The organism is Kiloniella sp. EL199, from assembly GCF_900313065.1.
Classification (GTDB): domain Bacteria; phylum Pseudomonadota; class Alphaproteobacteria; order Kiloniellales; family Kiloniellaceae; genus Kiloniella.
This window is the reverse complement of the sequence record NZ_OMPU01000004.1, coordinates 101045-125273: the sequence shown is the minus strand read 5'-3', so window position 1 is coordinate 125273 and position 24229 is coordinate 101045. Positions and strand designations below refer to the sequence as shown.

Here is a 24229-nt window from a genome sequence, read left to right as displayed (position 1 = left end):
AGCAAGCTGATTGCTTCTTGTTTTGTTAAATTATCGCAAAGGTATAGATCAAAAGTTGCTTTGTCAGCCTCAAGTATCTCTGATCACGAGGGTTTTATGTCGGATGAACAACTTGAAATGATGATAATTTGTCATACACCTCGGCGAGAGGTAAGACTATAAGTTCAATATGTACAACATAATTACAGGTGTAGTTCAATATTAACATGACGCAGGTTTGACTCCCTTCACTCGCTCCACAGTTATTTTTTGCTTTCAGACTAACGAAGTTACCATTCGTTAGCATAACTATTTAATTCAGAAGAAAGTTCCTTGATGAGTTCCCGGGAAAATAATAATGAAACGTCGGAAGTAATCAGGATTGCAGCTGCTGTGATCGGTAATCGTCATGGAAAGATGCTTCTGGTTCGAAAGCGGGGGATGTCTTTTTTCATGCAAGCTGGCGGGAAAATTGAAGCGGGTGAAAAACCGTTGGTCGCGCTGGAGCGTAAACTCAGTGAAGAACTTGGCTTTACGTTTGACCGCGCTGAATGTCGTTTTCTGGGGAAATTTACAGCTCCGGCAGCAAATGAAGAACACGCAGCTGTTGAAGCAGACGTTTTTTATATCAAAAGCGATACTTCTGTCGGGCCGCAGGCAGAAATTGAACAGGCGATCTGGATTGATCCGCGAAATCTGGGGTCCATGAAAGTTGCTCCTTTAACTCGTCAGGTACTTGTTCTGAATTTTGATGAGAACAAATCAATCGGACAGCCAGTCGAACAACCTGTCAGAGTGAACTGATGTTTTGGAAAAAGATCACTCTTGGGGCTGTTGTTTTATGTTTTATGTCTGGTTTTGGGCAGGTTGCAGGTGCTGAAACTGTCTCGCTCAATCTCCTTGATCTCGGGGCTAAAGAAAATTTTGATCTGCAAGGGCATCGTGGCGCCCGTGGTTTGGCACCGGAAAATACCCTGGCTGGTTTTTCCAAGGCGCTGGAGTTTGGGGTGACAACGCTTGAACTTGATACTGGTGTTACCAAAGATGGGGTTGTTGTTATTCATCATGATGCCTATCTAAACCCTAATATAACCCGAGATTCAGGTGGTAAATGGGTTGAGGACAAATTCCTTGTTTTAATGACAATGAATTACGATCAAATCGCACAATTTAATGTGGGTAAATTAAGGCCGGGAACCAAATACGCCGAACGATTTTCTCGTCAACAATCTGAAGAATTTCAGGTTATTCCCAAGCTGGCTGATCTCTTTGAGTTGGTTAAAAAATCGGACAATGAAACCGTTCGCTTTAATATTGAAACCAAAATTAATCCCGAATTACCGAGAGCTACAGTAGGACCGGATGATTTTGCGAAGGCTCTTCTTACGGTTATTGAACAATACAACATGCAAGATCGCGTTTCTATTCAATCATTTGATTGGCGAACACTCCAGATTGTGCAGAAAGAGGCGTCTGATATTCCGACTGTTTATTTGACTGCTCAACAAAAATGGCTGGATAACATTGCCATGGGGCAAGACGGGACCAGTGGCTGGACAGCAGATTTTGACATTGATGACTATGAGGGCAGTGTTCCCAAGATGGTTAAGTCTGCCGGGGGAAGTGTCTGGTCACCTTTCTATCGGGAACTTACATCTGAGCTGTTGAATGAAGCTCATGAACAAGGCCTGAAAGTCATTCCCTGGACGGTCAATAATCGCGAAGATTTTGCACTGTTAGTGAAAATGGGGGTGGATGGTATTATTACCGATTATCCCAATCTACAATTCCCCTAAGTAAAAGAATAATACAATATTTTGTTATACGGGTATGAAATGGGGGGAATCTAGAGTACCTCTGAGGCATCTTTACCAATTCATACCTGCAGAATTGCGCCTTTCTTATATGTATAGAGCTTGTTAGAGTCCAAACGAGATTATCGATTCTTTTGTTTGTGTTACTCGATAAATAGATGATTATTTTGCAGGAGGCATGTTGATGCTCTCGGTACAGAACGCTCACCTGACACTGGGTCAGCACCTTGTTGGTTCTTATTCCAGTCTTTTAACAAAGGTGTTGATGGTACTTGTTGGATCCCTTGCTCTTTGGGCGTCAGCTAAAATTCAAATCCCCTTTTATCCCGTACCAATGACTATGCAGACCACTGTGGTCTTTATGATTGGTATGGCTTATGGATGGCGCCTTGGCGGCCTGACGATCATGCTTTACCTCTTTGAGGGAGCAATGGGGCTTCCTGTCTTTTCTGGAACGCCAGAAAAAGGATTGGGTCTTGTCTATATGATGGGAACAACAGGGGGCTATCTGCTCGGCTTCTTCTTTGCTGCTGTCTTACTTGGCTGGTTAGCTGAAAAGGGATGGGATCGTAATTATATTTCAACAGCTGTTGCAATGATTCTTGGCAATGCTGTGGTTTATACTTTCGGTATTTTATGGCTTGGTTCTATTGTTGGTTGGGATAAGCCAGTGTTGGAATGGGGGATGTTCCCTTTCTTGATTGGTGATGCCGTTAAGTTGGCCCTAGCTTCTCTTTTGCTGCCAACGACATGGAAATTGCTGGGGAATCGAAAGTAATCGATTTTACCGTTTTGGAATAGAGTTCAAGAGCGTTGTTTTCTTCGTGAGAATGACGCTCTTTTCAATTCAGTAGTTTAAATCACAACAGCCTGTTTTTATCGAAACGGATAATGATCTTGTTGATTGTCCTTGCTCTGTGAGTTTTCAGATTCTAGAAAATAGCTGATTTATCGAATTTGCTTACAATACGAAATTCTTGACGGGATCAAGGATTGTATGGGGAATAACATGGTTGGCCGCATTATTCAGATCGTACTTCTCTGTTTTGTTGTTGGTGTTGTTCTGGCTGCCTTCAACACAGATGCATTGGGGCTCTTGAATTGGATAGTTGATAATTTTCAAAAGGTTGTTGATTCAGCTGCCGAGCTTGTCGATTGGGGCGGACACTATATTCTTTTAGGCGCCGGTCTGGTCTTACCTATCGTCGCGATTAATTTCCTGATTAAATATTTCAGAGATCGTGGACCGAATAATCATATTGAATAACGAAAAGTAATTTTTATTATCAAAAAAATCAGTAAATAGTGCTGATGTTTACATTCCAGTAAGAGTCATTTTGGTAGCCTAGGAAAGAAGATTGAATAGAGTTTTTTCTAGTTTTTGACGTCTGCCATAAAAGATGGCAGAAATTATGATGGGATGGATGGCTTCTTCTGTGATCGCCATTAAACAAGATTTGAATACAGATATTCGGCAAATCCTTAATGCATTACCTGATTTAGCCCTTTTAGTACGGGATCAGAAAGTTGTTTTTTGCAACACTTTCGGGTGTCGTCTGCTTGGTTATGATGACGCTGATCACAAATCTGTTCTAGCAGTTATTGATATTGTTGATGCCGACTACCATGATGTTTTTGATGAAATTTGGCATGGATTGATTGAAAGCGGCAAGACTGATTTTCCATTGAAACTGGTCGGGTTGAACAATAGCCAGCATGAAATCATGTTTTACGCAGATTCCGTCATTGAAGCTGAACAGGATACTATTATCCTTTATGGCAAGGATTTTTCTCTTGCCAAAAAAAATGCCGCCGCTTTAGTTGAAAGTGAGATGTCTCAACGCATTTTAAAGGATGCTGCTCTTTCATTCCTATGTATTTGCGATGACAAAGGTATCAGTTACATGAACCCTGCCGGGTTGAAGTTACTTGAAGGTGAAAGTGATGAAGAAGTTCTTGGCAAGGTTTTTTCAGAATTTGTTCACCCGGATTATAAGTCTGTTTTTAATCAAGATTTCAGCGTTCTCTCCGAAGAAACACAGGCTTTCCCATTGAAACTCATCGGCCTGAAAGGAAGTGAACTCCGGGTAGAGATGTTTGTTTCAAGGTTTCGTCATGGTGGACGTGGCGGGTATTTAATCGAAGCCAAAGATATTAATGATTTGTTGTTGCGACAAGAAGAACTTCTTCGTATCCAAGGGGGGTTGAAGCGAAAGGTAGCAGAGCGTACGCAAGAACTGACCCAGGAGATCAAAGCTCGTATTGAAGCGCAGGAAACAGTTGAGCACATGACATATCATGATGCTTTAACCGGACTTGGTAATCGTATGCAATTTGTACATTGCGTTGATCAAGCCCCTGTTCTGCAAAATAATAACGAATCGTGCGGTTCGCAAAAACATTGCGCTGTTCTTGTGATGGACCTGGATCATTTTAAAGATCTTAATGACATCTTTGGGCACGAAACCGGTGATCAGCTTTTGCGCCAGATTGCAGGGTTGCTCAAAGAAGAGTTGGTACCGGGTGCTCATTTAGCTCGCTTGGGTGGAGACGAGTTTGCCCTTATGTTGCCAATTGAAGAAAAGGTTGATGCAGAATACTGTGCACAACGGCTCCTTATGCGGATGGGTAAGGCCTTCTTTCTGAGTGACAAAGAGGTTTATTCCGGATGTAGTGTTGGCATTGCCATTGCTCCTGAACATGGATCAACGGCGACAGAGCTTCTAGGGCATGCAGAGATGGCGCTCTATCAGGCAAAGCACAAAGGGCGGTCAACCTACACGTTCTTTGATAGTAGTTTAAAAAAGAATCTGGAAGAAAGTAGCCGGATAGAACACTTGCTTCGTGCTGCGTTGGACAAGGATGAATTTGAGCTTTACTACCAACCCCAAATTGAACTTCAGACCGGTCGCTTGATAGGAGCTGAGGCCCTGATCCGCTGGCATAGCAGTGAAGGTATGGTCAGCCCGGATCGCTTTATTCCCATTGCGGAAAAAACTGGTTTGATTGATCCTATAACGGATTGGGTAATGACAACGGCCTGTACACAGGCCAGAGAGTGGCAAAGCCTTTTGCCCGGTATTCGTGTTGCGATTAACTTGTCTGCCATTTCGTTCAGGCAGGCCGATTTTGTTCATAAGGTGGCTGAAGTTCTGGAGTTTACACAGGTTAGCCCTGGATGTTTGGAACTGGAAATTACCGAAACAGCAATTATGGCTGATTTTAGAGAAGCTGATCGTATCCTGAATAGTCTTGCTGAACTTGGAGTGCATTTGGCCATTGATGATTTCGGTACGGGGTATTCTTCGCTTTCTTATCTGAAGCGATTCCCGGTTGATAAGTTGAAAATTGACAAATCGTTTGTGCTGAAACTGGATCAAAATCAGGATGATGCTGCGATTACAGCCGCGATTATATCCATGGCACACGCGATGGGAACCAAAGTTCTTGCTGAGGGTGTGGAAGAAAAATCCCACATGCTGTTTCTCAAGGAACGTGGTTGTGAAGAAGCACAGGGATATTTCTTTGCCAAGCCAATGCCTGCCGAAGACTTCCTCAGATGGTGTACTGCAGAGGGAACAGATCGGTTTAAAAATATGGCAAGCTAAACCTGTATTCTTTAGATTAGATCTTGATTCTGTTCTATGAAGGCTTTGAAGGTATCTTCGAACATTTCCTGTTTCAAATCTCTAACGATGAAGACAATTTTTGATCGGTGATCATCATCCGGCCAGCTTTCTAACATTACTGGTGGGTGGAAAATATGCTGAACTCCATGGATGACGATGGGGTTCTGATCGCCTTCAATATTAAGTATGCCTTTTATACGAAGCAAATTACTGCCGTATAGCGTGATGAGCATATCCACCCAAGAATTAAGCTGATCCCAGTCGAGTGGTTTGTCATGTGTCAGGCAGAAAGCATGGACCTTGTCATCGTGTCTGTTGACATCATGACTATGATCATGATGGTGGTGGTCATGTGTGTGTTCGTGAGAGTGATGATGACTGTCCTCAAAGGCTTCTGCTTTGAGCCAGTTCTGTACATCCAGTGATTTCGTTTCCGGATTATAGAGGCCAGCGTTGAAAAGCTGTGCAGGATCAATTTGACCCTTTGATGTTTTAAAGACACTGGCTGTTGGATTCAGTTCTTTGAGGCGGGCGAGAATAGCGCCAAAATCACCGTCTTTGGAAAGATCTGTTTTGGTCAGGAGAAGACGATCCGCAACGGCAGCTTGTTTGATCGATTCCTGATGGTTGTTTAATGTTTCTGTCCCATTGATGGCATCAACGGTTACAATAACACCATCCAATCGGAAACGATCACTTAAAAAAGGGTCCGACATTAAAGTCTGGAGTATTGGTGCAGGATCTGCGAGGCCAGTTGTTTCAATCACAATGCGTTTGAAGGCTGGCACTTCCTGTATCAAGCGTTGTTTATAAAGCTTTCTGATTGTTTCGACCAAGTCTCCGCGTACCGTGCAGCAAAGACAACCGCTGTTCATCAGGACGATGTCTTCCGTAGAGTTTTCCACCAATAGATGATCTAATCCGATTTCACCGAATTCGTTCACAATAACGGCTGTCTCGTCCATATCAGGGTGTTGTAATAGTTCTTTCAACAGAGTGGTTTTACCGCTTCCGAGAAAACCTGTCAGAACAGAGATGGCAAGCGGTTCATCGGGGATGTCCATATCGTGAACCTGAAATTTATAATCTGACATATCCAGTAAACCTTAAAAGCCAATAAATTTTAAAAGAGTGCGGGGTTTTTATCCCGGCGCACAACATAGAGAGCATAGAGGCTGGCGGTAAGATACAAGAGGCCACCGGCCTGATGCATGGCTGCCAATGAGATGGGTACTTCCATGACAAGTGTACCGATACCTAGTCCTATTTGTAAGAATGAGGCTAGAACTAAAAGATTAAGGGCATAAGCCAATGCTGAAGATCGCTTTAGTATTATTGACCAAGCCCAAACAATCAAAGTAATTGAGAATGTTGATACTGCTAATACTCGGTGATTGAATTGAACTGCTTCTACATTTTCAAAAAAATTTAAATACCAAGGAGATAGAAAGTTATAAGCTTCAGGCATCAGGCCTTCGCCCATAAACGGAAAACTATCGTTGTAAATCATGCCTGCATTGAGGCCGGCAACAAGACCACCGGAAGCAATTGTTATGGTGACGAGTATAGGAATAAGACAAAGCGCTATGTGTAGCTTTGCGCTTGATAGGGCAGAGTTCCTGCTTGGAAGCGGAAGTAATAAGCCGATAGCTATCCAGAAGATGTAGGCGTAAATGGCAAAGGCCATTAACAGGTGTGCGGTTAATCGGTACTGGCTGACATCAGTCCTGTCTGCAAAGCCGCTGGCCACCATATACCATCCCAAACCACCCTGCAGTCCGCCAAGAATAAACATTAGAATCAAATGGGGAATAAGCGGTTTTCGGATTTTTCCTCTGATCAGGAACCATAGGAAAGGCAATAGGAAAACAACACCAATAGCACGGCCCCATAGACGATGGATGAATTCCCACCAGAAAATGCTTTTAAACTCTTCCAGACTCATGCCCAGGTTTTCTTGCTGGTATTCGGGAATTTGTTTGTAGATATCAAACATACGTTCCCATTCAGCTTGATTCATTGGCGGTAGAATGCCTTTGAAAGGTTCCCACACCATAATTGACAGACCTGATTCGGTTAAGCGGGTGATGGCCCCGATCACGGCCATCGCCAGAATCATTCCGCAGCAAAGCAAAAGCCAGAAGGCAATGGGGCGATCTTGTTGTCGTGTGTCAGATATCATGCTGTGTCTGCCGAAAAGGGTAGTTCTATATAGGTCTTATATAAGGATTTCGGTGGGTATCAATAGTAGAAATCACGGGGGTACAGATTGTCTGTTAAAGAACTTTCGTGACACGGCAACTCGGGAGATCCAGATAATGAGTTACTTGGCCATTCTTGTCTGTAAGTGACAGGGCCATCTTGTGCGAATGTCTGCCACGATTTACTTGAATTAGCTCTTGTCTCTCCAGCATGTCCAAGTTGATGTTTGCTGGATAGTTTTCAGGAATATCCAAAGATATAGATGAGATGGTGTGTGAACCAATGGGGGCGTTTTGTTGCAGGGGTTTTTGGTCGCGCCAATGATCAGGTTGTTTGCCACCGGGAGACTGGAAAATAAAGGGTTGGCGAGCATCAAGACTTGTTGTTGCCACAGGAATTGACATATCTGATGGCAAATAGGGAGGGCGATAATCCCATGTGTCACAAGGTATTTCCGGACGAAGGGCAATACCAAATGGTGAGGCTGCTGTTTCTTGCCACTGTGAACGTTCAAATAGCTTTGTGCCTTTGATCAGGGAACTTGTGATGTCTATGACGTCGTTCACCCATAGTAGTTCGATATAGGCATTGTTAAAGCAATAGCAGATGTTTGTCGTGCCTTGTCCGGGATGATTGCGTCGATAACTTTCCACTAAACCAGCTTTTTCGAGAAGAAAGCCCTCGGCAGGTGTGTCTCCCTCTTTGGGAGGTTCTACGAAGACAAAAAGATGATCAATCTCAAGCATGGACAAAAGCGTTTTTTGGGGAAGAAAAAAGAGAGGCGAAGGGCCTCCCTTTTTATCAATTCAGGTAATGAAAAACTTAGGCGTGCATATAGCGGGCGCGGGCGCCACGTTCAATTGCCGCGGCAGCAAGGCGTTCGATATCAAGTGTATGACGTAGAATTTCCAAAAGACGTAACTCTTCCTGACTGGCAATGCCATCTGCGGCAACCACTTCCAGCGCTAGTGCGTAAGCTGTCTCTCTGAGGTGTTCCGGCAGAGCTGCGACAACTTTATCAAGGACACGGTCAATGCCATCTTCGCCTTCGAGAAGATTCGCACACTCACGAGAATCCATCGGAAGATCTTCTGGATTGTAACCCTTGAAGACAGGCAGGAATTTTACGATTTCACCAATCGTTGATAGCTCTGAATCAGTCATGTCGCTGTCAGCTGCAGATGTAAGAACCATTACATAGACCAAGGCAGAACGATAATCGGTCATTGAGACACTTCCTTATGAACGTGTATAAACATTATATTTAATATCTGAAATACTGAACATCTTACTTGAGAAGAAGCGCGGTAAATTTCAATAGCTTTTCCATTACTATAACAGTCTTGATGAATAAGTCCCTAGAAACTCTTGAAAAGGGGCGTTATTTTTTCATTCAAAGTTGCTGATAGACATCATTTACAATTGTAAACAGTTTATTCCGTTCAATATCCCCGATAACAGCGTAGCCCAGATTACCGCTATACCAATAAAATGCGCGTGTTGATCCGGCTTGGTTGAAATGAAATGCAGCCTCCGCCGGGGTGTTGCTAAACGACTTGCTGAGATAGATGGTAATACGGCTGCCTTCTTTGCTTTCATACATAAACTGCGCAGCGGGCCCGGTTCCTGAAGGTAAGAGGCGACCACCCATCAGATCAAAGCCTTGTGCTGTGAGGTCCGGGATGGTGAGCGGTGTTTCAAGTCTGTAAGAAAGCCACTTGGCAAGATGATCTTCTTCGTTTTGTGCGACTTCAACAGGGTGGCGAACTTCGGGGGTGTATATCCAATGAGCTTCCATAGCTGGTTGGGCAAAGCTTTGATGCGTGGCCAGGTTGATGGTTTGTTCGGCTGTTAAGTTGTTGAGATAATCTCGTCCAAACCAGCCACCAGCAACGCCAAGGGCGAGTATCAGGAAGGATGCTGCAATTTGAGGCAAGAGCGAAGGCAGGGTGCTGTTTTGGGAAAGTGGCTGATGAGAATCGGTGCCGACCGAGAGAGTTTCCGGGGCTGGCTCATTGATTTTGGTGGCAAAAAGATCATTCAGGCCCTGGTTTTGTTTTTGCCACTCAGCAACCATTCGGGCGTCATCAGGATGCGTTTCGAGCCATTGTTCGACGCGTAGTTTTTCTTCTAAACTCAGTTCTCCGTCAACATAAGCGTGGAGAAGTTCTGAGCCCTCAAATCTGTTCTTGCTCATTTTATTCTCCTGATCGCGGGTTTTCTTACGGATTTATCATCTGTCCTGACAAGTGGTTCTTTCGTTGGGGACTGTGTTGTTGTCGATTTTCGCAAAGCTTCTCTTGCCCGGGAAAGGCGTGACATTACGGTGCCAAGAGGTACTTGTGTAATTGCTGCGACTTCCGAATAGCTTAGGCCTTCTAAGGCAACAAGTAAAAGAACCTGTTTCTGATCATCAGGCAGTTGGGTTATTGCTTGATCTAGATCTCGTAAATACAGATGATCCAGTTGTTGTGACGTTGTATCTGTGCCCAGGCCCATTGATGTTCTCTCATTCAATTCAGCTGGTAAATGGATAGGATTGGTTTTGCTTTGTCGATAATGATTTAGATGAATATTACTTAAAATCCTGTATAGCCAAGGCTTTAAGCTCCCTTGGCCTTTCCACTGATGCCGCTTTGTCAAACTTCTTTCTAGACAGTCCTGAACCAGATCATCAGCCTTGGACGAGTCTTTGACCAATGCATAAGCATATCGCCTGAGAACAGGGATAGACTTTGTCAGTTGATCAAGAAACTCGTCCATAATGGCTTTGGCCTTTGGTCTGTCGTAGTGGCATTAAGGTTTTACAATGTGCCAGACGCCCTTGAATTTATCTCCGGTCACATCGCCGGGCTTTTTGTCTTTGACCCAGCCATAAAGTGGCATCCCTTTATATGCCCATTGTTGCGCGCCATCATCACGTGTGATTTTTGTGTAATTTCCTTTTTCCGCGGTAGAGGAGGAAGCCAAAAGCGGGGGCCAAGCCTTTGCGCAACCACCATTACAGGCTGACTTTCCCTCTGAATCCTTATCAAAGGAATAAAGTGTCATTCCTGAAGTGTTGACGAGGATTTTACCTAGAGATGTTTCGCTGATGGTGACGACACCTTCCAGATCTTCTGCAGATACGGCAAGAGGAGAAGCCATTATAAGAGTAGTTGTCGCGAGGATTATTTTTAACGCTGTCTTCATTGTCTTTATTTCCTTATTTCAAAAATTTAAGAATATTGGTGTAGATAGAAGACACTTCAGCGCTGATTTTATTCCCTGAATGTGAAAATAAATTGTCCCAAATTAGAAAATGCCGGATTATTCTGGCATTTTCTAAGGTACGCAGAGGGAATTTTATTTACTGGATGTGGCAAGAAGGCCGCCAGCTGCAATGAGGAATGATCCGCTAGTCCGGTTCATCATTCGTTGACCTTTTTGAGTTCTGGTTAGGAAAGCAAGTTGTTTACCGGAAATGGCATAGAGGAACAGAGCAATAATCTCGAGAACAACAAAGGTTACCCCCATTGTTGCAAACTGTGGCAACATCGGAAGGACGGGGTCAATGAACTGAGGGAAGAACGCGGTGAAGACTAAAATCGCCTTGGGGTTGCTGATTGCAACCAGGAATTCCTGTCGAATAATGGCATAGGTAGAGATTTTAAATCTCTGAAGTTCATCAATGTTTCCAATATCTTCTGTTTTAGAACGCCACAAACGAATGCCAAGATAAACAAGATAGATGGCGCCGCCGATTTTCAGAACGTAAAAGGCTGTCGTTGACGCCGCGAGAATGGCCCCTAAGCCTGTGGTGGTGAGGACAATAAGGATGACAAAAGCAACCAGGCGACCTAGCCCGCCTTTCATTGCATCAAACAACCCGTAGCGCAGGCCATTTGTCATGGCGAGCATATTGTTAGGGCCAGGCAAAACATTGATTGCAAAGGCCGCGGGAATAAACAGTAGTAATAGATCTAGCGACATTATCAGGCTCCAAAATGGAAGTAATCAACAGATCAAGAGCCTAATCAGGATAGTGCGTGGCGTATAGTGAAAGAATTAAATGCTCGACATTGTAATGTTACAATGAGCTTGGGAGAGAATGCTGTAAGGATTTATCAGGCAAAATACTTGGATCTTATAAATACTTGGATCTTATTTTGTGGAAATGGATGATCAAAAATGACAAAAGACCGCTCGAAGGCGGTCTTTGTGGTCAATCATTCCTTTTGGAATAACTGGTCGGGGAGAGAGGATTCGAACCTCCGACCCTCTGGTCCCAAACCAGATGCGCTACCAGGCTGCGCTACTCCCCGATCCGGAGTGAGGTTTATTCTTCCTATTTTGCTTTTGCAAGCAAAAAAAACAGAAATTTCCACGTTGGGATGAAATGAAGGACCTGGTCTCAGTTTTTGCAGGCCAAGATGGTATGTTTTCTGGTTATCTAGAGGATGTATTGAAGAACGTTCGAATTTGGGAAATGGTGTCTGCTAATCCTGTTTTTTGTATCGACACACCTTCAGGGAAAGCATTTTGGAGTCTTGTTGGCATCATGGGATCCAGAAGGACGAATATACCACGGTCGTTTTCGCGCCTGATCAAGCGCCCATATGCCTGCTTAAGCTTAAGTCTTGTCTGGCTGTCATTATAGCGATTACCACCAAAATGCTCTTTACGAGCACGGTGTTGAATTGTTGGCCGTGGCCAAGGAACACGGTCAAAGACAATCAGGCGCAGCGAATCGCCAGGTACATCTACGCCATCACGAACTGCATCGGTTCCTAATAGGGACGAGTTTCTTTCTGCCCTGAAAATATCAATGAGTGTTGAGGTGTCCAGATTGTCGACATGTTGGCTGTAGAGAGTCAAACCAGCTCTGTCGAGTTCTGGCCCCATTTTTTGATGAACAGATCTGAGACGGGATATGGCAGTGAACAGGCCCAAAGCTCCACCTTGGGAGGCGAGGAAAAGTTCTCGATAGGCGGCTGCAACCTGATCCATGTCGTCTTTGCGAACATCGTTGACGATAAAGACGCGGGTTTGGTTTACGTAATCATAAGGCGATTTGAAGCGAGCTCGTGTGGGTATGCCGGGAACGAAAGACGCACCACTTCGGCGTTCAGCGCCGATCCAGTCCCCTTCTTCATTACCACTCCCTTCTGTAAGGGTTGCTGATGTTATGACCGTGCCATGAGCCTGAGACAACAAAGTATTCGCCAGCGGTTTTGTGGGGTCAATCCAGTGTCTGTGCAAGCCAACATCCAGATCTTTACCGCCAGCGCGTTCAACGGAAAGCCAATCCGTGAAATCCTCTGGGATCTCTTCTTCCAGCGCACTGAGCATCGCAATCCATGCCTGAACCTGATTACTGCCACGTTGTTCAAGGCTTTTACAAGCGGCCTCAATCCGTCGGCGGGTGTCGCTGTCTAACTCGTCTGCTTCATTATCAAGACGTTGTTCCAGGCGTCGGCACAGATTCTTAATTGGTTCCAGAAGCTCTTCGAGTGCAGAGCGTAATTCAACCGCTGATTCTATGAGGCCGGGAATGGCCGGTTTGGTTTCAGTTTCGAGACTATAGGGAGAGTTTTCATGGTCAGTGCGCGCATAAACTTGCTCTCTTAGATGACAAAGAAACGTTTCCATCGGGCCAGAGGGAAGGTTATCTTCCATGCGATTGACCCACCCGTCCCCTGTAAGATGCCTTGCTGCCTGTACCGTTTCGTTTACAAGATCGCGAGTCCTGTCATCCGAAGCAATCAAATCTTCCAGTCGCTTTTTCAGTCCACGAGCCCGACTGGCAGAGCGGGATGAACCCGTTTCTACACCAGTAATCCATCTGCGTAATTCTTGGCTTTCCTGAGCTGTGAGGTGAGCCGAAAAGGCACTATCGGCAGCGTCAAAGAGATGATGACCCTCGTCGAAAACGTAATGACTGGGAAGAGATCCTTCATCACGTCCCCCGCCCAGGGCAGCTTGAATCATGACCAGTGCATGGTTAGCAACAACGATATTTGCCCGTTTGGCTTTGCGAATATTACGTTCGATATAGCAGCGGCTGTAGTGTGGACAACCGGAATAGATACATTCGCCGCGCCTGTCAGTCAGGCCGAGAGACTTGTTTTTTCCAACCAAATCTGCGAGCCAACCGGGGAAATCTCCCCCGACCATGTCTCCATTTCTACTGCGTGAAGCCCATCTGGCCATCAGGCCAATGGCAATGGCATCGTGTGGTTTGGTCATGAGAGCCTGAGTGGCTTCTTCGAGATTCAGAAGGCAAAGGTAATTTTCGCGACCTTTGCGTATAACTACGCGTTTTGATTTCTCGCGTCGTTCCGGAAAAAGCCTGTTTAACTCGCTGTCGATCTGAGTTTGCAAGTTTCGTGTAAAGGTAGATATCCAGATCGGTGTACCATTTTTTTCGGACCAGACACTTGCAGGTGCAATGTAACCCAAGGTTTTGCCGATGCCAGTTCCTGCTTCTGCCAAGACAATATTGGGTTCTCCTGAAACATCTCTGGGGGCAAAGGCACTGGAAACGGCGGCAGAATAATCAACCTGTTGCGGGCGAATTTCTGCATCATCGCCAAGTAGTTCAGAGAGGCGGCGCCTTGCTTCTTCTGGCTTAACAGATTGGTGTCTCGGTGGATCTTCGGGGGCGTGATCGCTCCATTCTTCAAGGCGTTCCCATACACGTAAACCACGACCGGGTTTTAAGGCTGGCGAATGCAGATTTTCTTCCTGCATAGCAGATAGAATCGCTGGCCCCCAAAGCCATCCTGCCATCATCATTGTTCTGGCAATGTCCGCAGCGTAAGGATCATATTGCCTGCCCTTGGATGCCTGTTCACGTAAAAGAAGTTCGGATGTTTGATGAAGAAGTATTGCTGCCGCTTCGATTGATGAGGGTTCCGGTGCGCCTATAAAGGCTGCGAGCCCCCGAGGAGTTGGTGTGCAGGCCGCTGCGGGGCGTACAAAAGCGATTAGCTCAAGAACATCATAGGATTGAAAAGGATCTATTCCCAGTCTTTGTGCTGTGGATTTGGCGTGGCAAACCATTGGCGGTTCAAGAGTGACACGACGAGCAGCCTCTGTGTTAGGTAGTCTTTCGACTTCGCCATCTGGGCTGATCCAGACAGAAAATCGCAATCCGGACAACAGCAAAGGAGCTTTCGGCATCATGATTGCCTCGGCTTGGCTAGTCGTGGTCTGTTTTGCTGCTGGGGGTTCCGATGTCATATCTTGGGTGTCATTTTTTGGTGTTTTATCTCGCTTTAGTATTTCGTAAGATTTATGCTCTAGCTAAATTTGTTCGAGCCACCTTAACGGCTGAAGACGGCTTTCTTAATCTTCTTATAAAAGGGGGTGTCGATAATGGCTATTGAAAAAGAACAAGCGGCGAACATTTGTTGGAATTCATGAAGTATCATCCTTTGCTACAGCTTTTATAATCGTTCAACTTAGCTCTTATTCACCGAGATCCCGTTGATTGTTTTATTATTCGTGTAGGCTATCTACACTTCTCTCTTCACGCAGTGAATAAAAATTAAGTTAAACGACTATAGTTGACGCGGGGCTTTCCTGCGCCTAATTTCCCCGTCACTGACATGTCACTAAATGGCGTCAGAGCGACTTTCATTAAATTAACATATACACCCTTGAGGGATTAAAACGATGTCTAACCACCGGGAACTTGCTATGCAGGCGAAAGCATGGCCGTTTGAAGAAGCGCGCAAAGTATTGGCTCGTATCGGTGGGAAGATACCAGAGAAGGGTTATGTACTTTTCCAGACAGGCTATGGCCCCTCGGGATTGCCTCATATTGGAACTTTTGGCGAGGTAGCCCGCACAACGATGGTGCGGAATGCTTTTGAACAGTTGAGCGATATCCCGACCAAACTTTTCTGTTTTTCTGATGATTTGGATGGCTTCCGTAAAGTACCAGATAATCTGCCTAACAAAGACATGCTGGCAGCGAACATCGGGCAGCCTCTTTCAAAAGTGCCAGATCCTTTTGGCGAGTATGAAAGCCTGGGGCATCATAATAATGCCCGTCTTAGACAATTCCTGGACAGTTTCGGCTTCCAGTATGATTTTCTATCTGCCACAGAAGTTTATCAGTCAGGCCAATTTGATAAGGCACTATTGGAAATTCTGATTAACTACGACAAGATCATGGATGTGATGCTACCGACTTTGGGCAAAGAGCGTCAGGCGACTTACAGTCCCTTTATGCCCATTTGTCCCAAGACTGGAAAAGTCCTTCAGGTACCAGTTGAGGAAACCAATGTGGATGCAGGAACAATTTCTTTCCGCGACGAAGGTGGCGATCTGATTGAAGTTCCGATTATCGGTGGAAATTGCAAGCTTCAATGGAAGCCTGACTGGGCAATGCGTCAATATGCACTGGATGTAGATTATGAAATGTCAGGCAAAGACCTGATTGATTCAGTCAAGTTGGGTAAAAAGATTCAAAAAGTTTTGGGATGCAAGGGACCTGAGACTTTTACCTACGAGCTTTTCCTGGACGAGCAGGGGCAAAAAATTTCCAAATCCAAAGGTAACGGCCTTTCAATGGAAGAGTGGCTGACATATGCGCCACAGGAAAGCCTGGCCTTGTTCATGTATAACAAACCAAGGACGGCAAAGAAGCTCTATTTCGATATTATCCCGCGTACTGTTGATGACTATCTGACTTTCAAGGGGAAAGTCGATGAGCAGGACGAAAGCAAGCTTTTTGAGAACCCGGCCTGGCATATTCACACAGGGAATGTGCCGTCTGAACAGACATCGCTTTCATTTGGGATCTTACTGAACCTAGCAAGTGTTTGTAACGCGAATGATGCGGATCGCCTTTGGGGATTTATTAAACAGTATGCACCCGAAGCTTCGCCGGAAAGTACACCCTTCCTGGATAAACTGGTTGGTTTTGCTGTCCGTTATTATCAGGATTTTGTGAAGCCAAAGCTTCAATATCGCGCACCAGAAGGTAAAGAAGTCAAAGCTTTGAACGATCTTCTGTTGGTTTTGAAAGGGCTTCCTGTTGGTACACGTGCAGAGGATATTCAAACGGAAGTTTACACTATTGGTAAAGAGCACGAGTTTGATAACCTGCGTGATTGGTTCAAATGCCTATATGAAGTCTTGCTTGGCCAATCTCAGGGCCCACGAATGGGTACTTTCTTTGCGCTTTATGGCCTTGATGAGAGTATAAAGCTGATTGAACGAGCTTTAGCCGGAGAAGATTTGTCAGCAGAAGTGTAGAATATACAGCATAAACAGTGATCACGTTTTTTTGTTCAAGAGCGTTTGTCTTTAGTAACTTTTTACAAGTAAAATTAGAGGGTTATCCAGCCTTGACTTTAAAGTTGGCGGTCAGTTCTTCTGTGCATCTGTTGCAAACCCAATCAAACCCTTTGGGAGGTTTTGGATGGCTTTTATTGTTCAATTTTTTAGAGCCGCCAAAGTCATGGAAATTTTTGCAGGTCTTCTGGAAGCAAGCTTCCAGTGAGTTTGCGTAACTGTATTTAAAGGCATTAATCTGGTTTTTGCCAGTCAGCTTTCCCATTAGACCACTTTGTCCAATGCGTTTTTTCAGACAGTGAAGCAGTGTTTCCTGGACGGTTTTTTCTGCATAGCCTACATACAGGACTTCAAAGCTTCTATCGGCACCGAGGTGTCCAAGTGCAAAGGAACCGGGCATTGGTTGGGTTATCTCTTTGAGAATAACCTTCTCTTCCAGCTTGTGGGGACCATCCATGTCCAGTTTAGCCATACTGCGTGCCTCTAAATTGTGTTAACTATACGCTTTAAGCGACAAATAAAGGCATCGCTTGTTACATTAATATGACGCTAAAGCCTTTAAAAAAGGTAAAAATCATGACTTACACTTGGTTAAATCCGAGGGTAGCCTGTTTGGGAAAGTCCTTTACTGGCTGGCCCAGATAATGCGTGCAATCCAGATAATATCCTGTGTCATGATCGTTATATCCTGGTGTGATGTTGCAAAACCTTTCAATTCAGCTCTGAGCGGGCTGTTCCTGACGAGTTCTTTGAGCAGGATTTCATGGTTCATTGTCATTAAGGCAATTCTGTCACCCCGTCTCAGATCAGCATTTGGTGAAATGATTAATAAATCGCCATCATTGTACACTGGATGATAGCTATTGCCTGTAATTTCCAAACCAAATGCGTTTGTGTCATCTACACGGGCAAAGAGGGCTTCGTCCCATGTTTCTCCGACGGGATGGCCATTATGATCAAATTGTCCCATTGAAGATGCCTGAATTAAATCCTGAACAGGGATTTTCTTGGCTAAGAGGCCAGCGCTTTCTTCCCCGACCAGATTAACAAACTCAGCCAAAGTTGAATTTGTTGCGTCAAGAATTTTGGCGATAGATTCTGTGCTGGGCCACCGCTGTTTGTCTTTGGGGGTGACCCGTTTACTTTTATTGAAAGTTGTTGGATCCAAGCCTGCTTTCCGTGCTAGGCCCGATGGTGATAACGAGTTCTGTACGGCTAAACTGTCAATTGCACGCCATATGTCTGCATGTTTAAGCATTGTACGGTCACCTGTTTAATTGTTGTTATATAACGTGGCACCAGTACTCTATGGGAATTATACCTCGATTTTACAGAAAATAGGATCAAAAACTTATATTTGACACTTTTGGTCTTTCTGATACCCGGAAGTGTGTAATTGCAAGTGTAGAATCTGAGGCAACGTTTAAATGGAGCGTGACTGAAAACTTTTGATGCGTTAGATAATTGTCATGGTTCAAAAAAAAGAAAGTATGTATTCTGGCAAGAATGCCTCGTCTAAATTTTCCATGAGGAAAATAAGGAGAGAGGCTTCCGGTGTCAGAAAAGATAGCGATCTTCAATCTGCTTTCACGTATGTTGCTTTGTATAAACCTTATAATGTTTTGAGTCAGTTTACGGGCGAGGTAGGGCAACGGACTCTTCGTGAAATTGATTTGCCACGTGGGGTGTATGCTGCAGGACGTTTGGATAAAGACAGTGAAGGTTTATTGCTCTTAAGTAACGATGGTCCCTTTATTGATCGTCTTATTCATCCCAGAAATGGTCACCAGCGTAGTTATCTTGTACAGGTGGAAAATATTCCGAATGAAGAAGCATTGTCGCAGCTAAAAAGCGGAGTGGTTATCAAGGGATATAAAACAAAGCCTTGTCAGGTTGAACTGCTGAAGTTTAAGCCGAAGTTACCACCCAGAACGCCACCTATCCGGGAACGAAAGAACATACCAACAGCCTGGATACGAATTTCTTTAACCGAAGGTAAAAACCGTCAGGTAAAGAGAATGACGGCTGCGGTCGGTTTCCCGACATTGCGGTTGGTTCGTGAATCGATTGGCAAACTAAAGCTTGGAAACATGCAACCCGGTGAATGGAAGATTGTCTCTGCTAAGGACATTTTATAATAATGTGTGTCGAGTTTTTTGTGAACGTTAGATTGTTTTTCTTATAGGAATATTTGTATGTTGGGAAAAAGAAATGGCGGGAAGTTACCTTCCCGCCATTAGGCTGTCTTTCACAGGCTAAAGACAGTCCTTTAGCGACCTGGATGATTGAGAACGTGAGGGGGTTACTGTTCTGCCTCAACCATAGAAACGAAGAGTTGCCGAATATTTTCTTCGCCCAGGTCGTTTTGTTGCGATCCTACATTGTAAATCGCTGTGTTTGGAGAAGCCGAAATCATTGAACGATCAGACTGTCCCATGGCTGATACGGCGTCTAGAGCAGTTGCCAATGCTCTGCTGCCGATAGTGCTCGCTGTCATGTTTTGGTATGCCATGGGTTTTCTCCTTTATACTAGGATGTCTAGCTCGCAATAGACTTCCTGACAGGGAGTATTGCAGAGAGCGTGCCAGTTTGTTTTATTTTTGTAATTTTAAATATTTTTTGTTGCTAAAATATTGATTTTAAATGGAATAAAAATCAAAAGAGGTTGTTTGGTTTCGAGGTGCTACTGAAGATATTTTGCAAAAAATGAGGGTTTCTGCGGAATGTAAAGGTATCAGGTGGTGTTTCTGTTTGTTTTCACGACTTAAGATTGACTAAAATCCTTTATAAACTGCGGGTTTTAGCTTGAGTCGAATGAAATTATAAGTTGTTATAATGGTACGAGTGTTGCATTTTGCAGTAAATGAGATGCATTGTTTTTTGCAAAATGCAATGCTTTTTGCGATTGTATGATTCGAAAAAGAAGATAATGTCATGACTGAAAGATATATATATCACGTCTGCAAATTTGAAGAATGGTCCGCGGCGCAAGACGCGGGAACCTATTCAGGCTCTTCACAAGATAAAGCGGATGGTTTTATTCATTTTTCTGGACGCGGCCAGGTTCACGGCTCAGTTGCGAAACATCGTGCAGGTCAGGATGAACTTGTTTTGCTGGAGGTTGATACGGCCTTACTCGGCGAGGCGTTGAAATGGGAACCTTCCAGAGGAGGAGCGCTTTTCCCTCATTTATATAGTGATTTGCCGTTAACTGCCGTTACAAGAACAGCTGCATTAACTCTTACAGATGATGGGACACATGCTTTTCCCGACTGGTTGCGGAAATAATTTGCATTAATGTTGGATATATTGTCGAGGCTGATGTTTCAGGACTGTGATTGTATCAAAGGGTGGCGGCGAAGAGATAGCTATGGTACTTCCCTCTGCGTTGCAGGTTAAATATGATCGCAGGAGTATTTTGTGAACAGCTTTGATATCATTGGTCCTTGTGTCCGCCTCTTGTCGCCTGAGAGAGCGCATAACTTTACTTTGTGGTGTCTTAAGTATGGGCTTGCCCCATCGCAAAAAGCTATTGCTGATCCAATTCTTAAAACCAGCCTATGGGGTCTTGAGTTTTCTAATCCTTTGGGGCTGGCTGCAGGCTTTGATAAAAACGTTGACGCAGTCGAACCGATGCTTGATCAGGGGCTGGGATTTACCGAAGTTGGTTCTATTACTCCTCTGGCCCAACCGGGTAATCCGAAACCGCGCGTATTTCGCTTGTCTGAAGATCAAGCCGTTATTAATCGTATGGGATTCAATAACGGGGGAATGGAGGCTGCTGAAGAAAAGCTAGCGCAGCTTCGCCAGAAGAAACTTTCCGGATTGCTCGGGGTTAACCTCGGGAAAAACAAAGCGACTGAAGTTGCTCTTGATGACTATCAAAAGGGTGCCCGTAAATTAGCACCTTATGCTGATTATATGGTGATTAATGTCTCTTCACCTAATACACCGGGATTGAGAGCTCTTCAGGGGCGAGAGGAACTTGAAGTTTTGATTGCCGGAGTGCAAGAGGTGTTGGCTGAGACACTTGGTGATAAGGCTCCGCCACTTGTCTTGAAAATTGCACCTGATCTAACTGTAGAAGATAAACAGGACATTGCATCGGTTGCACTGGATCTTTCTCTGGATGGTCTGACGATTACAAATACAACAATTGAGCGTCCTGAAAGCCTCAGAAGTGAACATCGTACCGAGATTGGTGGCTTGAGTGGCGCGCCGCTTTTTGAAGCCTCTACAGAAGTTTTGGGGGATATGTACCGATTAACAAAGGGCAAAATTCCTTTAATCGGTGTTGGTGGTGTCGCCAGTGGTAGACAAGCCTATGCAAAAATAAGGGCAGGAGCTTCATTGGTACAACTGTACTCTGCCTTGGTTTATGCCGGACCGCCTCTTATCCCCCAGATCCTTAACGAGTTGATTGTCTTGTTGCAGCAAGATGGTTTTGGTTCTGTGCCCGAAGCCGTCGGCGCAGACCACAGATAAATTTTTCTTGTCTCACAGGATTTCCAATACAGATTCAGGCGGTCTGCCAATTCTGACACCCCTAGAGCTGACGACAATCGGGCGTTCAATAAGGATCGGATGCTTTATCATGGCTTTTACAAGATCTTCGTTGTTTAAAGTGGTATCCGAAAGATTAAGTTCTTTATAAATTTTTTCACCTTTTCTCATGAGGTCACGTGGGTTCATCTCAAGCTGTTTTAAAATATCTGTCAGCTGGTTTTCAGTGACCGCGCCTTTAAGATATTCAACAACTGCCACTTCGTGTCCTTGTTCTTCAATAATTTTCAGAGTTTCACGAGATTTGCTGCAACGGGAATTGTGAAGGATTTTAACCATCATGTCAGGTAGACCATCTATATAGTTGGAAAAGATATTTGAAATCTGTCAGATTATGAGTGCTTTGTTAAGTGTCTCTCAAGAACCTTGTGTCATTGATTATCTTATTCGTTATATCTAATCGAAATAAAATTTATGCCTCTACTACACCACTTGTTCTTTATCACAATATATTGTGGCCTCGCGCTTATCGCTGTTCTTTTTGGGCCTAATTATATTCCTGACCTGCAAACAGGTGGGGCCATGTTGCTGGGTTTGTGGATTTTTCTGGCTGGCGTCGTGCTTCATGAAATTATTACGCGTCGGGGGAATGATGAGGACACAACGGCAAAGCTTGAAACGCTTCACCACAACCAAGCTGTTTTAAGAGATCGCATTTCCTGGACCCGCAGAGAGATAAAAGGAATGGCCGAAGCTTTTGAGGCCGCAGGTCAATCCAGTAAACTAAGTGAAGAGCAAAATATTATTAATGATGCCCTGTCCGAGGTTAATCTTCTCAAAACCCTCATGCCGAGATTAACGGATCCTTTTCTCGGGTTGTTTGATGATGAAGAAAGTTCTCAGTTTCAAGAGCCCGAAAAAAAGGAAAACACTCGACAAAAGCAACAGGTTGTAAAAAGCGACTTTCTGGATGACTTCAGAAATGAGCGATCTATGAGTGCGAGACAAAAAACAGAAACAGCAAAAGAAGAAGTTTCTGTTTTAAGTGATCTGAGTGAAACGGAAGTATTATCAATTGTAAGGCGCTCCTTACGTGATGATCGAATTGATATGTTTTTGCAGCCGGTTGTTGCGTTGCCTCAGCGCAAAAGAAAATTCTATGAGTGTTTTTCCCGTCTGAGAACTTCGAATGGTCAGGTCATTGAGCCGGGGCAGTATGTTTCTATTGCTACGCGCGCGGGGTTGATTACAGCGATTGATAATATGCTTCTATTTCGCTGTGTGCAGATCATTCGAAAAATTCTTCGTTCTGGAGAAGATGTTTCTTTCTTTGTTAATTTATCATCTCACACCTTAAAGGATCAGGATTTTTTCGATGATTTTGTCGATTTTGTGCGCGGAAATATTGAAATTGCCCCGCATTTGATCATCGAAGTCGCACAAGATGAGTTTTTGAACTTAAAAGCTAGTGAGTTATTAAGTTTAGAGCGGCTGATGGGGCATGGCTGTCGGCTTTCACTTGATCGAGTGGGAACACTGGATATGGATTTAAAAGCTCTGGCCGCGGGGCGGGTTCGTTTCCTCAAGTTCGAGGGTTGGCTCTTTTCTGAGGACAGAGGCAAAACCCAAAAATTCCTGAATGATTTAAGAAGTTTGCCGATAGAACTGGTTGTCGAAAAAATCGAAACCGAAGATGCCCTTGTGCAGGTTCTTGATCAGGATGTTGCCTATGGCCAGGGGTATCTTTTTGGAGAACCCAGACCCGCCAAGCCGTAAGCTAAGTTTTCTCCAAAACATTTAGGTACAAACTAAAGTCATCTTGCTGAAGTGGCGACTAAAGCTTTGCAAGCCATGACGCTTGTGGCACAAGGATCTTCACTAATCTTTAGATCAGATATCTTGTAGGAAGTTTTTATGTCAACCACACCTCGTACGATCCCGCTGTTATCAGGGGTTTCCGAAATCATTGATAATTATGATGGGTTTGTTATCGATTTGTGGGGGGTGATGCATGATGGTCTCGAAGCTTTTCCCGAGGCTGTGAATGCACTGCAGAAAATAAGAGAAGCTGGAAAAAGGATCGTTATTTTGTCCAATGCGCCCAGACGTGCTGAATCTGTGACCGTTCGAAATGAAGAGCTGGGGGTTGCCCGGAATCTTGCCGATGCTGTTCTTTCATCAGGTGAAGTTACCTGGCGAAATCTAAAAGAACGGATACTGCCTTTTTACCAGAGGCTGGGACAAAATGCTTTCCTGATTGGCCCCGAGAGAGATCTTGGCATGAAAGAAGGTCTGGATTTTACTTTTGTTGATGACATCAATCATGCCGATTTCATTATGCTGACCGGGATTTGGGATCCAGAGGATAAAGTCGAGCGGTACGACTATCTGCTAGAGCCTGCGCTTGAACGTAACTTGCCGATGGTTTGCGCCAATCCTGATCTGGAAGTAATCCGGGGGGGCAAGCGCGAACTTTGTGCCGGTGCTGTGGCTCATCATTACGAAGATATGGGCGGAGAAGTACAGTACCACGGTAAGCCCTATCAGGATATCTACAAGGAATGCATGAAGCTCGTTGGCATTGAGGACGGGTCACGTGTTCTTGCTGTGGGGGATTCTTTGCGCACTGATATTGCAGGGGCCAATGCTGCAAGTATTCACGGCTTGTTCATTGCAGGTGGTATTCATGCTGAAGATCTCAATGGCTTGAACTCGCCAACTGATATGTTGAAGCTTGTCGGTTTATGCAATCGTTATGGTCAATACCCGGTTGCTGCAATGCCTATTTTTAAATGGTAAGATGACGAATTAATT

At 44.5% G+C, this 24229-nt stretch carries 24 protein-coding genes and 1 tRNA gene; 11 read left to right on the top strand and 14 right to left on the bottom strand.

What is annotated here, in order from left to right:
• The first annotated feature begins 315 nt into the window (after positions 1-315).
• From D9A03_RS01285 to D9A03_RS01265, 5 genes are all read left to right on the top strand, one after another.
• Entirely contained in the window at positions 316-783 is a 468-nt protein-coding gene (locus D9A03_RS01285; protein WP_120495429.1) for an NUDIX domain-containing protein, read from the top strand.
• Positions 783-1775, top strand: a complete 993-nt coding sequence (locus tag D9A03_RS01280) for a glycerophosphodiester phosphodiesterase (RefSeq protein WP_120495428.1) — start codon at positions 783-785, stop codon at positions 1773-1775. The genes D9A03_RS01285 and D9A03_RS01280 overlap by 1 nt, the downstream gene beginning before the upstream one ends.
• Positions 1776-1977: 202 nt before the next feature.
• On the top strand, positions 1978-2571 hold the full coding sequence (locus D9A03_RS01275) for a biotin transporter BioY (protein ID WP_120495427.1): 594 nt from the start codon (positions 1978-1980) through the stop codon (positions 2569-2571).
• A 219-nt stretch (positions 2572-2790) separates the two neighbouring features.
• Positions 2791-3060, top strand: a complete 270-nt coding sequence (locus D9A03_RS01270; RefSeq protein ID WP_162937913.1) for a hypothetical protein — start codon at positions 2791-2793, stop codon at positions 3058-3060.
• Positions 3061-3193: 133 nt separating this feature from the next.
• Positions 3194-5401, top strand: a complete 2208-nt coding sequence (locus D9A03_RS01265) for an EAL domain-containing protein (RefSeq protein WP_120495425.1) — start codon at positions 3194-3196, stop codon at positions 5399-5401.
• A gap of 11 nt (positions 5402-5412) precedes the next feature.
• Here D9A03_RS01265 and D9A03_RS01260 read toward each other — a convergent pair whose 3' ends face one another.
• The 10 genes from D9A03_RS01260 to D9A03_RS01215 form a co-directional block, all read right to left on the bottom strand.
• Entirely contained in the window at positions 5413-6516 is a 1104-nt protein-coding gene (locus D9A03_RS01260; RefSeq protein ID WP_120495424.1) for a GTP-binding protein, read from the bottom strand.
• A 29-nt stretch (positions 6517-6545) separates the two neighbouring features.
• A complete protein-coding gene (locus D9A03_RS01255) occupies positions 6546-7604 on the bottom strand; it encodes a COX15/CtaA family protein (RefSeq protein ID WP_120495423.1) in 1059 nt (352 codons plus the stop codon).
• 94 nt (positions 7605-7698) lie between these two features.
• Positions 7699-8370 carry a VOC family protein gene (locus tag D9A03_RS01250; protein WP_120495422.1) on the bottom strand — a complete coding sequence of 224 codons (672 nt, stop codon included), beginning with the start codon at positions 8368-8370 and terminating at the stop codon, positions 7699-7701.
• A 76-nt stretch (positions 8371-8446) separates the two neighbouring features.
• Positions 8447-8851, bottom strand: coding sequence for a tellurite resistance TerB family protein (locus D9A03_RS01245; RefSeq protein WP_120495421.1), 405 nt, complete (start codon positions 8849-8851; stop codon positions 8447-8449).
• A gap of 166 nt (positions 8852-9017) precedes the next feature.
• A complete protein-coding gene (locus D9A03_RS01240) occupies positions 9018-9821 on the bottom strand; it encodes an anti-sigma factor (RefSeq protein ID WP_120495420.1) in 804 nt (267 codons plus the stop codon).
• A complete protein-coding gene (locus D9A03_RS01235; RefSeq protein ID WP_120495419.1) occupies positions 9818-10387 on the bottom strand; it encodes an RNA polymerase sigma factor in 570 nt (189 codons plus the stop codon). The genes D9A03_RS01240 and D9A03_RS01235 overlap by 4 nt, the downstream gene beginning before the upstream one ends.
• Before the next feature lie 33 nt (positions 10388-10420).
• Positions 10421-10816: a hypothetical protein gene (locus D9A03_RS01230; protein ID WP_120495418.1), complete on the bottom strand. Its 396-nt coding sequence runs from the start codon at positions 10814-10816 to the stop codon at positions 10421-10423.
• Between the two features lie 153 nt (positions 10817-10969).
• The gene (locus tag D9A03_RS01225) at positions 10970-11596 is read right to left on the bottom strand and encodes a LysE family translocator (RefSeq protein ID WP_120495417.1); all 627 of its coding nucleotides are present in this window, start codon (positions 11594-11596) and stop codon (positions 10970-10972) included.
• A gap of 255 nt (positions 11597-11851) precedes the next feature.
• Positions 11852-11928 (bottom strand) — tRNA-Pro (locus tag D9A03_RS01220).
• 124 nt (positions 11929-12052) lie between these two features.
• Positions 12053-14848 carry an ATP-dependent DNA helicase gene (locus D9A03_RS01215; protein WP_120495416.1) on the bottom strand — a complete coding sequence of 932 codons (2796 nt, stop codon included), beginning with the start codon at positions 14846-14848 and terminating at the stop codon, positions 12053-12055.
• 435 nt (positions 14849-15283) lie between these two features.
• Between D9A03_RS01215 and D9A03_RS01210 the strand changes: the two genes are divergently transcribed.
• Positions 15284-16873 (top strand): lysine--tRNA ligase, encoded by a 1590-nt coding sequence (locus D9A03_RS01210; protein WP_120495415.1) that lies wholly within the window; start codon positions 15284-15286, stop codon positions 16871-16873.
• A gap of 82 nt (positions 16874-16955) precedes the next feature.
• On the opposite strand, the gene D9A03_RS01205 is transcribed toward D9A03_RS01210, so the two are convergent.
• Both D9A03_RS01205 and D9A03_RS01200 read right to left on the bottom strand, forming a co-directional pair.
• On the bottom strand, positions 16956-17384 hold the full coding sequence (locus D9A03_RS01205) for a hypothetical protein (protein WP_120495414.1): 429 nt from the start codon (positions 17382-17384) through the stop codon (positions 16956-16958).
• 153 nt (positions 17385-17537) lie between these two features.
• Positions 17538-18170, bottom strand: coding sequence for a helix-turn-helix transcriptional regulator (locus D9A03_RS01200; protein ID WP_120495413.1), 633 nt, complete (start codon positions 18168-18170; stop codon positions 17538-17540).
• Positions 18171-18381: 211 nt separating this feature from the next.
• Here D9A03_RS01200 and D9A03_RS01195 point away from each other — a divergent pair, with 211 nt between their 5' ends.
• Positions 18382-19050, top strand: a complete 669-nt coding sequence (locus tag D9A03_RS01195; protein ID WP_216825349.1) for a pseudouridine synthase — start codon at positions 18382-18384, stop codon at positions 19048-19050.
• Positions 19051-19214: 164 nt separating this feature from the next.
• Here the strand turns inward: D9A03_RS01195 and D9A03_RS01190 are convergent, their stop codons facing one another.
• Positions 19215-19424: a hypothetical protein gene (locus D9A03_RS01190; protein ID WP_120495412.1), complete on the bottom strand. Its 210-nt coding sequence runs from the start codon at positions 19422-19424 to the stop codon at positions 19215-19217.
• A gap of 422 nt (positions 19425-19846) precedes the next feature.
• Here D9A03_RS01190 and D9A03_RS01185 point away from each other — a divergent pair, with 422 nt between their 5' ends.
• Together D9A03_RS01185 and D9A03_RS01180 are read left to right on the top strand one after the other, a co-directional pair.
• A complete protein-coding gene (locus tag D9A03_RS01185) occupies positions 19847-20200 on the top strand; it encodes a DUF952 domain-containing protein (protein WP_120495411.1) in 354 nt (117 codons plus the stop codon).
• 132 nt (positions 20201-20332) lie between these two features.
• Positions 20333-21397 carry a quinone-dependent dihydroorotate dehydrogenase gene (locus tag D9A03_RS01180; protein ID WP_120495410.1) on the top strand — a complete coding sequence of 355 codons (1065 nt, stop codon included), beginning with the start codon at positions 20333-20335 and terminating at the stop codon, positions 21395-21397.
• Between the two features lie 12 nt (positions 21398-21409).
• On the opposite strand, the gene arsC is transcribed toward D9A03_RS01180, so the two are convergent.
• Entirely contained in the window at positions 21410-21757 is a 348-nt protein-coding gene (arsC, locus tag D9A03_RS01175) for an arsenate reductase (glutaredoxin) (RefSeq protein ID WP_120495409.1), read from the bottom strand.
• A 132-nt stretch (positions 21758-21889) separates the two neighbouring features.
• Between arsC and D9A03_RS01170 the strand changes: the two genes are divergently transcribed.
• Positions 21890-23191, top strand: coding sequence for an EAL domain-containing protein (locus tag D9A03_RS01170; protein ID WP_120495408.1), 1302 nt, complete (start codon positions 21890-21892; stop codon positions 23189-23191).
• Between the two features lie 138 nt (positions 23192-23329).
• A complete protein-coding gene (locus D9A03_RS01165) occupies positions 23330-24214 on the top strand; it encodes a TIGR01459 family HAD-type hydrolase (RefSeq protein WP_120495407.1) in 885 nt (294 codons plus the stop codon).
• Positions 24215-24229: the final 15 nt, after the last annotated feature.

Bases quoted from the DNA above. Each gene is read 5' to 3' on its own strand.
- D9A03_RS01285 (WP_120495429.1), top strand. From the start codon at position 316: ATGAGTTCCCGGGAAAATAATAATGAAACGTCGGAAGTAATCAGGATT.
- D9A03_RS01280 (WP_120495428.1), top strand. From the start codon at position 783: ATGTTTTGGAAAAAGATCACTCTTGGGGCTGTTGTTTTATGTTTTATG.
- D9A03_RS01275 (WP_120495427.1), top strand. From the start codon at position 1,978: ATGCTCTCGGTACAGAACGCTCACCTGACACTGGGTCAGCACCTTGTT.
- D9A03_RS01270 (WP_162937913.1), top strand. From the start codon at position 2,791: ATGGGGAATAACATGGTTGGCCGCATTATTCAGATCGTACTTCTCTGT.
- D9A03_RS01265 (WP_120495425.1), top strand. From the start codon at position 3,194: ATGGCAGAAATTATGATGGGATGGATGGCTTCTTCTGTGATCGCCATT.
- D9A03_RS01260 (WP_120495424.1), bottom strand. From the start codon at position 6,516: ATGTCAGATTATAAATTTCAGGTTCACGATATGGACATCCCCGATGAA.
- D9A03_RS01255 (WP_120495423.1), bottom strand. From the start codon at position 7,604: ATGATATCTGACACACGACAACAAGATCGCCCCATTGCCTTCTGGCTT.
- D9A03_RS01250 (WP_120495422.1), bottom strand. From the start codon at position 8,370: ATGCTTGAGATTGATCATCTTTTTGTCTTCGTAGAACCTCCCAAAGAG.
- D9A03_RS01245 (WP_120495421.1), bottom strand. From the start codon at position 8,851: ATGACCGATTATCGTTCTGCCTTGGTCTATGTAATGGTTCTTACATCT.
- D9A03_RS01240 (WP_120495420.1), bottom strand. From the start codon at position 9,821: ATGAGCAAGAACAGATTTGAGGGCTCAGAACTTCTCCACGCTTATGTT.
- D9A03_RS01235 (WP_120495419.1), bottom strand. From the start codon at position 10,387: ATGGACGAGTTTCTTGATCAACTGACAAAGTCTATCCCTGTTCTCAGG.
- D9A03_RS01230 (WP_120495418.1), bottom strand. From the start codon at position 10,816: ATGAAGACAGCGTTAAAAATAATCCTCGCGACAACTACTCTTATAATG.
- D9A03_RS01225 (WP_120495417.1), bottom strand. From the start codon at position 11,596: ATGTCGCTAGATCTATTACTACTGTTTATTCCCGCGGCCTTTGCAATC.
- D9A03_RS01215 (WP_120495416.1), bottom strand. From the start codon at position 14,848: ATGACATCGGAACCCCCAGCAGCAAAACAGACCACGACTAGCCAAGCC.
- D9A03_RS01210 (WP_120495415.1), top strand. From the start codon at position 15,284: ATGTCTAACCACCGGGAACTTGCTATGCAGGCGAAAGCATGGCCGTTT.
- D9A03_RS01205 (WP_120495414.1), bottom strand. From the start codon at position 17,384: ATGGCTAAACTGGACATGGATGGTCCCCACAAGCTGGAAGAGAAGGTT.
- D9A03_RS01200 (WP_120495413.1), bottom strand. From the start codon at position 18,170: ATGCTTAAACATGCAGACATATGGCGTGCAATTGACAGTTTAGCCGTA.
- D9A03_RS01195 (WP_216825349.1), top strand. From the start codon at position 18,382: ATGGTTCAAAAAAAAGAAAGTATGTATTCTGGCAAGAATGCCTCGTCT.
- D9A03_RS01190 (WP_120495412.1), bottom strand. From the start codon at position 19,424: ATGGCATACCAAAACATGACAGCGAGCACTATCGGCAGCAGAGCATTG.
- D9A03_RS01185 (WP_120495411.1), top strand. From the start codon at position 19,847: ATGACTGAAAGATATATATATCACGTCTGCAAATTTGAAGAATGGTCC.
- arsC (WP_120495409.1), bottom strand. From the start codon at position 21,757: ATGATGGTTAAAATCCTTCACAATTCCCGTTGCAGCAAATCTCGTGAA.
- D9A03_RS01170 (WP_120495408.1), top strand. From the start codon at position 21,890: ATGCCTCTACTACACCACTTGTTCTTTATCACAATATATTGTGGCCTC.
- D9A03_RS01165 (WP_120495407.1), top strand. From the start codon at position 23,330: ATGTCAACCACACCTCGTACGATCCCGCTGTTATCAGGGGTTTCCGAA.